Source organism: Paenibacillus medicaginis, assembly GCF_042138635.1.
In the GTDB taxonomy this organism is placed as follows: domain Bacteria; phylum Bacillota; class Bacilli; order Paenibacillales; family Paenibacillaceae; genus Paenibacillus; species Paenibacillus medicaginis.
In genome coordinates this window covers 1-331 of the sequence record NZ_JBHIRY010000110.1, presented here as the reverse complement: position 1 = coordinate 331, position 331 = coordinate 1, and the positions used below count along the sequence as shown (strand labels likewise).

Here is a 331-nt window from a genome sequence, read left to right as displayed (position 1 = left end):
ACGAGGTAGATAGGCTGGGGGTGGAAGTGCAGTAATGCATGGAGCTGACCAGTACTAATCGGTCGAGGGCTTATCCTCATGAACAAAACGCAATGACGTTTCGGATCCGGTTTTCAGGGTGTAAACCCTTGATGCGCTGTGAAATTCATACACACAGTATGTGATGTACCGAATTTCTCGCGGCAGCATAAAGCTGCATGTCTTTTCTGAGGTTGGTTATTTTCCTGAAGAATTTCGGGAGGTAACTGGACCGGAAAAACCTGTCTGGTGGCGATAGCGGAGGGGTTCCACGCGTACCCATCCCGAACACGACCGTTAAGCCCTCCAGCGC

The 331-nt window shown here is 50.8% G+C and carries 2 rRNA genes; both read left to right on the top strand.

From position 1 onward, the window contains the following. Window positions 1–78 (top strand): 23S ribosomal RNA (locus ACE5LO_RS27880); the annotation flags it as partial. Between the two features lie 185 nt (window positions 79–263). Then, window positions 264–331, top strand: a 5S ribosomal RNA gene (gene rrf / locus ACE5LO_RS27875); the annotation flags it as partial.